The organism is Halobacterium sp. CBA1126 (assembly GCF_009741975.1).
GTDB lineage: Archaea > Halobacteriota > Halobacteria > Halobacteriales > Halobacteriaceae > Halobacterium.
In genome coordinates this window covers 24524-32174 of sequence record NZ_WPCF01000019.1, presented here as the reverse complement: position 1 = coordinate 32174, position 7651 = coordinate 24524, and the positions used below count along the sequence as shown (strand labels likewise).

Annotated in this window: 7 protein-coding genes; 1 reads left to right on the top strand and 6 read right to left on the bottom strand. The window is 70.1% G+C overall.

Annotation, left to right across the window (positions count from 1 at the left end; all coding sequences use genetic code 11):
* A partial coding sequence (locus GJ634_RS04370) for a minichromosome maintenance protein MCM (protein ID WP_157500679.1) occupies window positions 1-1853 on the bottom strand: 1853 nt, incomplete at its 3' end.
* A gap of 113 nt (window positions 1854-1966) precedes the next feature.
* Here GJ634_RS04370 and GJ634_RS04365 point away from each other — a divergent pair.
* Window positions 1967-3589 carry a sensor histidine kinase gene (locus GJ634_RS04365; RefSeq protein WP_157500678.1) on the top strand — a complete coding sequence of 541 codons (1623 nt, stop codon included), beginning with the start codon at window positions 1967-1969 and terminating at the stop codon, window positions 3587-3589.
* Here the strand turns inward: GJ634_RS04365 and GJ634_RS04360 are convergent, their stop codons facing one another.
* Genes GJ634_RS04360 through GJ634_RS16585 form a run of 5 tightly spaced genes read right to left on the bottom strand, consistent with a single transcriptional unit; the run spans window position 3590 to window position 7513 of the window.
* Window positions 3590-4690 carry an Mrp/NBP35 family ATP-binding protein gene (locus GJ634_RS04360; protein ID WP_157500677.1) on the bottom strand — a complete coding sequence of 367 codons (1101 nt, stop codon included), beginning with the start codon at window positions 4688-4690 and terminating at the stop codon, window positions 3590-3592.
* Window positions 4691-4738: 48 nt separating this feature from the next.
* Entirely contained in the window at window positions 4739-4972 is a 234-nt protein-coding gene (locus GJ634_RS04355) for a hypothetical protein (RefSeq protein WP_157500676.1), read from the bottom strand.
* A complete protein-coding gene (nrfD, locus tag GJ634_RS04350; protein ID WP_331713984.1) occupies window positions 4972-6297 on the bottom strand; it encodes an NrfD/PsrC family molybdoenzyme membrane anchor subunit in 1326 nt (441 codons plus the stop codon). Before nrfD ends, GJ634_RS04355 begins: the two co-directional genes overlap by 1 nt.
* Window positions 6294-6914 (bottom strand): 4Fe-4S dicluster domain-containing protein, encoded by a 621-nt coding sequence (locus GJ634_RS15890; protein WP_331713987.1) that lies wholly within the window; start codon window positions 6912-6914, stop codon window positions 6294-6296. Before GJ634_RS15890 ends, nrfD begins: the two co-directional genes overlap by 4 nt.
* Window positions 6863-7513, bottom strand: coding sequence for a 4Fe-4S ferredoxin N-terminal domain-containing protein (locus GJ634_RS16585; RefSeq protein ID WP_197425392.1), 651 nt, complete (start codon window positions 7511-7513; stop codon window positions 6863-6865). The genes GJ634_RS15890 and GJ634_RS16585 overlap by 52 nt, the downstream gene beginning before the upstream one ends.
* Window positions 7514-7651: the final 138 nt, after the last annotated feature.

The window sequence follows — 7651 nt, the reverse complement described above, 5'->3', positions numbered from 1 at the left end:
CGCCGGTCTCGGGGGTCGACGCCGATGTCCTGCAGGCACGAGCGCACGATCTCGATGACGCGCTCGGCGTCCTCCTCCTCGACCTTGTCGGAGAGCCGGACGCGCGCGGACGCCTCGCCGAGCCGCACCAGCGCCTCGAGCTGGCGGGCGGTGACGGGGACGGGCGCGTCCTCGCCCTGTCCCTCCGCGCGGAGGTCCACGTAGAACTCCTCGATGGCCTCGCGGGCCTCGTCGGTCATCGTCGGGTAGCAGTTCCGCCGCGAGTACGCGATGTACTTCCGCAGCAGCGACGCGTCGATGGCCGGCGCGACCGTGTCCGTCTGCTCTTCGACCTCGTCCTCCGTGTGGTTCGCGCTCGCGAGCTGCTCCTGCTGGGTGTTCAGCTCGCCCGCGTAGTTCGTCTGGAGGATGTGCCGCGCGAGCTTCGCGTCCTCCTCCGGGTCGGGCTCGTCGGTCACCGTGAAGATGAGGTCGAACCGCGAGATGAGGGCGGGCTCGAGGTCGATCTGCTCGCCGATGGGCTCGTACTGGTCGAAGCGCCCGTACTTCGGGTTCGCCGCGCCCAGAAGCGAACAGCGGGCTTTGAGCGTGGCGTTGATGCCCGCCTTCGAGATGGAGATCTTCTGCTGTTCGAGCGCCTCGTGCATCGCCGAGCGGTCGTCCGCGGCCATCTTGTCCAGCTCGTCCACCGCGGCGACGCCCTGGTCGGCGAGCACGAGCGCACCGGCTTCTAGCGTCCACTGCTGGCCGTCCCCGAAGTCGTCGCGCACGGCTGCCGCCGTCAGACCTGCCGAGGACGAACCCTTGCCGGAGGTGTAGACGGAGCGCGGCGCGATGTTTTGAACATATGATATGAGCGCACTCTTTCCCGTTCCGGGGTCCCCGATGAGGAGCATGTGGAGGTCGCCGCGAATCCGCGACTCGTCGGGGAGGTGTTTGGTGACCCCGGAGAACAGCTGCAGGATCATCGCGAGTTTGGCCTGCCGGTGGCCGTAGATGGACGGCGCCATCGAGTCGACCATCTCCTCGTAGATGTTCTCCCGGTTGGAGATGTCGACGATCTGCTGTTTGTCCTCCTCGGTGATGTTCATCTCGTCGAACTCCTCGTCCTCGATGACGACGGAGGTCCCCTCCATGTAGAGGTCGAAGACGGGGGACTCGTTGCTCCCCTCGCTCTGGTCGAGGCGGAGCACGCCGGAGACCGTGACGTGGTCGCCCGGGGTGACTTCGCCGGTGATGTCGTCGGCGACGTGGACGTCGATGCTCTGCGGGGTCTCCCCGCCCGCGAGCCCCTCGGGGGACTCCTGGATGCGGAGCTTCTGGGAGTCGACGAACTCCGAGCGCTCGGGGTCGAGCTTGAACGGCCCCTGTCGCTCGCAGGACTCGCACTGGTAGGGCTCCTGGAAGCCCGCGTCGCCCTGGGGCACCTCGGTCTCGGCGCCGCAGCGCTGGCAGACGAACACCGCGCGCTCGATTTTCGGGCGGACGTCCGTCGCCTTCCGCACCATCCCCTGCACGCTGACGAGCGTGTTGAGGTGTTCCGCGCGAATCGCGCGGATCTCGGTGTGCTCCTCGAGGTTGTGGACCCGGACGTGGGCCTGCCCGAGGCTGACGTCCACCGGGAGGTCGTACAGCCGGAGGGCTTCCTCGGCGGCCTCCCGGAGGTCGTCGGGGTGGTTGATGTAGTCGTCGGCGAGGTCGGGGTCCATCTGGTAGAGGTCCCGCCAGTCGAGGTAGAGGGACTTCGTCTCGCGGGGGTACTTGCGCGCGAGCTCGGCGACGTCGTCGCTGTAGTACCGGCGGTAGAATTCCTCGAACCTGTCGACGAGTTCCTGGTTTGCGGCCTGCGCCATTCTGTCCACGATAGGTAGCGCCCGCTCGCCTAAGAACTTTCCCAAAACGGGGGTTCGACCCCGAACAGCTATGGCGCCCCGGCCGGAAGACCCGGCAACTCCAGAATCGCTCGATGACAGGACTGGTGTTCGCCGGCTACGTCGCGGTGTTCGCCGCGGCAGCACTCGCGTGTCTCGCGGGGCTCGCCCGGGTCGGCGACGTCGAGGACCCGGACACGCGCCGCGGGCTCGCGGGCCTGCTCGCGACCAGCGGCGGCTGGGCGGCCGCGCAGGCGGGGTTCCTCGTCGTCCCGGGCGCGGACCTCAAGGTCGCCGTCTACACCGCGGGCCTCGTCTTCGGGATGGCGACGGTGGGCGCGTGGCTGTACTTCTGCTCGGCGTACACGGGCCGGTCGTTCCACTACGACCCGACGGTCCGCCGGCTCGCCGTCGCCGTCTTCCTCGTGGTGGCCGCGGTGAAGCTCACGAACCCCGTCCACGGCTACTACTTCGGCGTCCAGCAGGCCGCGGCGCCGTTCCCGCACCTCGCGGTCGACCACTACGTCCTCCACTGGGTCGTGATGGGGGCGGCGTACGCGCTCGCCGCGGTCGGCTACTTCATGCTGTTCGAGCTGCTCGGGCAGACGGGCTACGACACGCGCCCGCTGTACGCGCTCGTCGGCGTCACGGGGCTGCCGGTCGCCCTCGACGTCGTCGGCGCGTCCACGACGCTGATTCCCGCACTGAGCTACGAGTCCGTCGGCGTCGCCGCGTTCGCCGTGGGCGTGCTGTTCGTCTTCCTCGACCGCTTCCAGGCCGTCCAGCTCGCCGGCGACGTCGGCGACGCGGTGGTCTTCCTCACCGAGGACGGCGCCGTCCGGCACACGAACGAGCGCGCCCGCGAGCTGTTCCCCGGGCTCGCCGACGCGACCGGCGCGCCGCTGGCCGACGTCGCGCCCGAGGTCGCGGCCCGGCTCGGCGGCGACCGCGACGTCCTCGCGCTCGACCGCGACGGCGAGCGGCGGTACTTCCACGTGGCGGCGACGCCGTTCACGTTCGGGCGGACGCGCGTCGGCCGGATGGTCGTCGTCACGGACGTCACCAGCGAGGAGGACGCGCGCCGCCAGATTCGCCGCCAGAACGAGCGCCTCGGGCAGTTCGCGAGCGTCGTCAGCCACGACCTCCGGAACCCCCTGAACGTCGCCGCGGGCCGCGTGGACCTCGCCCGCGAGCAGCGTGACGACGAACACCTCGAAGCCGCGGCGCGGGCGCTCGCCCGCATGGAGCAGATCATCGAGGGCGTGCTGATGCTCGCCCGCGAGGGCGAGGACATCGGCGAGCTCTCGCGGGTCTCGCTGACGGCGCTCGCCGAGCAGGCGTGGGCGTCGGTCGCCGCAGAGGGGGCGACGCACGTCGTGGACGCGGACGCGGCGTTCGACGCGGACGCCGACCGCGTCGTCCAACTGCTGGAGAACCTCTACCGGAACAGCGTCGAACACGGCGGCACCGCGGTCACCGTCCGCGTCGGCGCGCTCGAGGACGGCTTCTACGTGGAGGACGACGGGCCCGGCATCCCCGCGGACCTCCGGGACGACATCTTCGACGTGGGGTACACGACCAGCGACGGGACGGGGCTCGGGCTCTCCATCGTGGAGACCATCGCGTCCGCCCACGGCTGGGAGGTCGCGGTTACGGACGCCGAGCACGGCGAGTCGGGCGCCCGCTTCGAGTTCACGGGCGTCGACCTCGCGGAGTGACTACGGCGACCCGGCGGGCGCGTCGGCCTCCTCGGGGACGTCGTCGCCGCGGTCGGCGACGTGCTCGGCGACCTGCCGGCGGTTGATTTCGCCGACGCGGTCGGCGGTCTCGTCGACGAACGCGAAGAGGTCCTCGCGGACGGCAGCGTCCTCGTCGCGAATCGTGGGACCGTCGCCGTCCTCGCTGTCGAAGTCCGGGTGGACGGGGAGCTCCGCGAGCACGGGGACGTCGTAGTCGTCGCTGATTTCGGCGGCGCCGCCGCTGCCGAACACCTCGTGGGTGTCCCCGCAGTTCGGGCAGTGGTACGCGGCCATGTTTTCGACGACGCCGAGGACGGGCGCGTCGTGCTCGGCGAACAGCTTTAGCCCCTTCCGGGCGTCCGCGACCGCCATCTCCTGGGGCGTGGTGACCACGACGACGCCCGCGACGGGCAGCGTCTGCAGGAGGTTCAGCGACGCGTCCCCCGTGCCCGGCGGGAGGTCGACGACGAGGTAGTCCAGCCGCCCCCACTCGACCTCGTTGACGAACTTCATCATCACGTTGTTCACCATCGGCCCGCGCATCACCGCCGGCTCGTCGCCGTCGGGCATCATGTGGTCGGTGCTCATCACGCGCACGCCGTCGCTGGCGGGCGGGACGATCTCCTCGTTCGGCGTCACGCCGGGCTCGTTCTCGGTCGGGAGGAGGCGGGGGACGTTCGGGCCGTGGACGTCGGCGTCGAGGATGCCGACGCGCGCGCCGCGGTCGTTCAAGCCGGCGGCGAGGTTCGCGGCGACCGTCGTCTTCCCGACGCCGCCCTTCCCGCTGGCGACCGCGACGACGTTCTTCACGCCCGGGAGGACCTCCTCGTCGAAGCCGTGTTCTTCGCCGACGTTCGCGCGCAGCTCGGGGTCGAGCCCCTCGTCCTCGACGACGTCGCGGATCTCGTTGCCGATTTCGATTTCGGTGGGGGCGTACGGCGCGTTGAACGCCAGCTCCACGCGGGCGGTGTCCTCGCTGACGGCGACGTCGGTGACGAGCCCCATGGAGACGACGTCGTCGCCGTTCAGCGGGTCCTCTACGTCGGCGAGCCGTTCGCGGAGTTCGGGTGCAGTGGTCATGGTTGTGTGGCGTGCCGGGTCGGACCCCCCGGCGCGGGCGGCTGGCGGTCAGAAGAACGCGACCTCGATGACCATCGTGGCGACGAACAGCCCGCCCCACAGCGCGGTGGTGAGGCCGGCGAGGTAGGCGACGCCGAGGCCGGCGGTCTTCCGGTCGCTCGGCTCGCCGAGGAACCACGCGGCCAGCATCACGTAGACGGGCGCGAGCACGATGCCGAAGATGAGGTACGTGCCCGGGCCGACGAACGGCAGCGTGTACGGCGCCGACGACAGCGGCAGCATCACTCGCTCACCTCCTCGTGGTCGTCCTCGATTGCGTGCAGTTCGACCACCGGAATCACCTTCGAGACCGCGAGGAAGAACAGCACGACGATGCCGACCGCGCCGAGCAGCGACGACAGCTCGACGGGCGACGGGACGTACGTGCCGGGGACGGCGTCGTACAGCTGGAAGTGGGCGTGCTGGAGTCCCTCGACGACGAACAGCGTCTTCTCGATGAGCGTGCCGACGAGCACCAGCGCGGAGACCGCGACGAGCCGCGGGATCGAGAACAGCGACGCCTTCAGCGCGGCCGCGAACACGTACAGCTCGGCGGCGACGACGAGCCCGATGGCGACCCAGTAGACGGGGGTCGCGAGCTTCACCTCGGTGGCGTGCTGGAGGGTCGTCGGCGCGGCGAAGATGCCCGTGATGACCTGCTGGAGCTGCAGCCAGAGGAAGAGCAGGCCGAAGAAGCCGAGCCACTTCGAGAGCCCGTAGAACACCTGGTCGGGGATGAGCTCCTCCCAGTCGTAGGCGTACCGGAAGGCCGCGGCGACGATGATGATGCCGGAGACCGCGGACGTGAGCGCGATGGAGAGGAACGACGGCCCCTGCACGCCGCCCGACCAGCCGGCCATCGACGGCAGCAGCGCGAACAGCCACGGGATGACGCCGCCGTGGAGCAGCAGCGGCGCCATGATGATGATGGCGAACGCGAGCCACCACACCATCCGCTCGACGACCGCGTCCTCCTTCTCGGAGTACCCCACGAGCAGCGCGTCGTACAGCGGGTCGAGGCGGTCGGGGAGGCGGTCGCGGAGCCGGTGGACGTCGTACCGGACCGTCAACAGCAGGTACGTCGCGGTGAGCACGAAGTACGCGGTGATGACGGTGACGTCCCAGACGAGCGGCGACCACTGGACGCGCGTCGGCCACGCGGGCAGCACGCTCGTCACGAGGCGGTCCGGCCGGCCGACGTGGATGAGGATGTACAGCCCCGCGCAGGTCAGCGCGGCGATGGTGAGCAGTTCGGCCATGCGCGCGACCGGCTGGTAGGTGTCCATGCCGAGCAGCCGCACCGCGGCGGAGAGGATGATGCCGCCGTGGGCGATGCCGACCCACCAGATGAACGCGCCGATGTACAGCCCCCACGGGACGCCGCCGCCGGAGCCCCAGTCGCCGAGGTGGGTGACGATGAGGCCGTGGCGGAGCTGCTGGTAGTAGAAGAACAGCCAGACGCCGACGCCCGCGAGCGCCAGCAGCGCGACCGCGACGTACTTCCGCGAGAACGTCTGAATCGGCCGCACGAGCGTGTCGCGGCCGACGCCGGAGACGTCGACGCTCACGCCTCCTCACCTCCGTCGCCGGCCATCGCGCCGTTGTCGAGCACCTCCTCCTTGCGGTTGTCGACGATGCCCGCGTCCTCGTAGCTCACCGGCCCCTCGACCTGTTCGGCGTGCGGGGACGGCTCGTTCCCGATGTACCGGACGTTCGGCTCCGTGCCGCGCTCCTCCATCAGCTCGAACGTGGAGACGGTGTGCTCCTTCCGGTTCGGGAACTGCATGTCGTTGTCCTGCTGTTCGCGGTACTCGCGGAGGTGCCGGTTCGGCGCGCTCTCCGGGTCATCGAGGTCGCCGAAGTGGATGGCGTCCATCGCGCACGCCTCCTCGCAGGCCGTGGTGCCGACCTTCTCCTCGCCCATCTGGCCGTCCTGCCGGTCGACGCAGAACGTGCACTTGCCCATCACGCCCTCCGGCGGGCGCGCGCCAACCCAGCGGCCGCGGTCGTCGATCTGGTGGTCGTCGTCGATCTCGGACTCCGGGACGTCGGGCTCGCCCCACTGGAAGTAGTTCACGCCGTACGGGCAGGAGACCTCGCAGTACCGGCAGCCGATGCAGATCTCGTAGTCCGTCAGCACGAGGCCGTCCTCCTCGCGGGTGTGGCGGGCGCCGACCGGACACACCTTCGTACACGGGGAGTCCGTGCAGTGCTGGCACGGCCGCACGAGGAAGTTCTCGTCGCCCTGGTGGTCGTCCTCGTACGTGAACACGTACATCCAGTTCGCGCCCGCGGACGTGCCGTGTTCCTCGTTGCACGCGACGACGCAGGCGAGACAGCGTCGCAGTTGTTGAGGTTGATGGTCATCCCGTAGCGCGGGCCGTCCTCGTCGTCGCCCTGCTGGGCGGCCGCGGTCCCGTCGTCCACGCTCGCGAACAGCCCGAGCGCGACCGCCGCCGCGCCGCCCTTCTTCAGCACCTCGCGCCGGGAGAGGTCCTCGTCGTCGGCGAGCCCGGAGAGCCGGTCGCCGAACCCCTCGCCGCCCGCGTCGTCCAGCAGGCCCGTGAGCTCGCGGTCGTCCTCGCCGAACTCCTCGAGGACGTCCTCGTGGTACCGGCGGTAGAACGCCGCCTCCGAGAGCTCGCCCGCGGCGACCCGCTGGGCGTCTTTCGCCATCTCGACGCCGAGCTCCGCGTCGTACTCGGTGTCGTCGAGCAGGCGCTCCATGCGTTCCTCCTCGTCGTCGTCGAACGAAACGGGGGTGTCGTCGTCTGAGTCTGGCATACCTGGTAGCCTCCGTCCGTGCGCGCTGCGCGCAGTCGTCGCTCGGTGCTTCGCCGTCAGCGGAGGCTCTCCGCGCGCTCTCCAAGAACCGTCGTCCCCGTTTTCACGGCGTGGGAGCTGCCGGGATGATGTTCGGAC